This window comes from Nostoc sp. (genome assembly GCF_035638895.1).
Classification (GTDB): domain Bacteria; phylum Cyanobacteriota; class Cyanobacteriia; order Cyanobacteriales; family Nostocaceae; genus Nostoc.
The window spans coordinates 1-2,222 of the sequence record NZ_DASQZC010000317.1 but is presented as its reverse complement, the minus strand read 5'-3'; the positions used below and the strand labels follow the sequence as shown (position 1 = coordinate 2,222).

Below are 2,222 nucleotides of genomic sequence, written 5' to 3'. Positions count from 1 at the left end.
GGGTTAGTTCCAGCACTGCAAAATCGAGCTATTGGTGATCAAATAGCTGTACCTGTGGTACTGCAAGTTTACACAGATTGGGCGCGGGAATTAGGAAAATCTTTAAGTGAGGCGATGTCTAATGACGCATCCCTTGCCATCTATGCTGACATCGTGCCAGAAGCAGCTATTGAAGCGGAAGTTTTGCCCTACTCTGACACACCCATCACCATCTTTGAAATTTTACAACAACTAAAAGAAAATGCTGATAACCATCTGATCACAGTTTTAATTTTTGACCAGTTTGAAGAATTTTTCTTTGGTTATAGCGATCGCAATCAGAAGCAAGAATTTGATAAATTTATTAGCGACTGTTTGAATATACCCTTTGTTAAAGTTATTCTTTCTTTACGAGAAGATTATTTACACCGTTTATTAGACTTTAAACATGTTTCAGCACTAGAAGCGATTAATAATAATATTCTTGACAAGCATATTCGCTACCAATTAAATAATTTTTCGCCAGAATATGCTAAAGCAATTATCCGAAAATTGACGGAGCGATCGCAGTTTAATTTAGAGCCTGCTTTAATTGATGCCTTAATCGAAGATTTATCCACAGGATTTGGAGAAGTCCGCCCCATTGAATTGCAAGTTGTAGGAGCGCAAATTCAAGATGAACGAATTACTACACTAGAAGAATATCAGCCATATAGACCGAACAAACTCATCGAGCGATATCTTAAGGAACTGATTAAAGACTGCGGCCCAGAAAATGAACGAGCCGCGTTACTTGTCTTATACTTATTAACAGATGAAAGTAACAACCGACCTTTTAAAACTCGTGCTGAGTTAGCGGCGCAATTAGCAGAATTAGAAGATGTTAGTAAATTAGAGTTAGTATTAGAGATTTTAGTTAGCTCCGGTTTAGTGGTACTATTCCCTGATGTACCAGAACGTTATCAACTGATTCATGATTATTTAGTAGACTTGATTCGCTACTTGCAACAACAAGAATCGAGCTTACAGGTACAACTTAACCAGCTGCGCTACAAAGTAGAACAGAGTCAAGGTGAGATTGAGCGGCTTAAGAATGAACTTAGCCAAAATGAGCAGCGATCGCAATTCGTAGATCCTCATCCCCAACAGGGTTTGGATTTATTAACAGAATTACGGGAGTTACACAAGCGCGAAGAATTAAGTCAGTTAGAAATTGAGCAATTACGAGCTGAACTTAAAGAAAAAGAATTAACAGCTAAACTCGCAGAAAGTCAAAAGAAACAAAGGCTGAGTGAAGCTCAATTAAATCGTTCATTGAAAATTGCACTTACTGCTTCTGTTCTCGCCATATTAGGATTAAGTGTTTCCATCGTCACAGCAGTAGATAGCGAAATTAAAACCCTCAGCGCATCTAGTGAAGCCTTATTTGCATCGCAAAAAGGTATTGATGCTTTAAAAGAAGGTTTAAAAGCAGGAAGAAAATTACAACAAACAGTTTGGGTAGATTCCAATACCAAAGAGCAAGTACAGACGGCACTATATCAAGCAGTTTCCGGGTTAAGAGAATATAACCGCTTGGACGGGCATATATCTGGGGTAAATAGTGTTACATTTAGCCTCGATCGCTCTTTAATTGCCTCAGCCAGTGCGGATACTACAATCAAACTTTGGCATCCCAATGGTAGCTTGGTCAAAACGTTATCGGGGCATGAAGATGTAGTTAATAGCGTCAGTTTCAGCCCAGATAGCCAAATCGTTGCTTCCGCCAGTCAAGATAAGACGGTAAAACTTTGGAGTCGAGAGGGTCAACTGCTTGCTACTCTATTAGGGCATCAAGGTGTCGTGAATAGCGCCAGTTTTAGTCCAGATGGTCAGATTATTGCTTCGGCCAGTAGCGACAAGACGGTGAAACTGTGGAGTCGGGATGGTAAACCGCTCAAAACCTTGCAGGGACATAATGGTGCAGTTTTAAGTGTCGCTTGGTCACCTGATGGACAAACCATTGCTTCCGGGAGTGCTGACAAGACGGTGATATTGTGGAATCGGGATGGTAAGGTGCTTAAAACCTTGCTCTTACATGATGATGCAGTCTTAAGTGTAGCTTGGTCGCCCGATGGGAAAGCGATCGCTTCTGCTAGTTTAGACCAGACAATCAAACTGTGGAATCTGGAGGGTAAGCTACTGCGAACCTTATCGGGGCATAGTGCTGGAGTTACCAGCGTCACTTTTACGCGCGATGGGAA

Annotated in this window: 1 protein-coding gene; it reads left to right on the top strand. The window is 41.0% G+C overall.

Translation table 11 applies throughout. From position 1 onward, the window contains the following. Nucleotides 1–2,222, top strand: a 2,222-nt coding sequence (locus tag VE944_RS15660) for a WD40 repeat domain-containing protein (RefSeq protein ID WP_475483625.1), incomplete at both ends; no start/stop codon positions are given.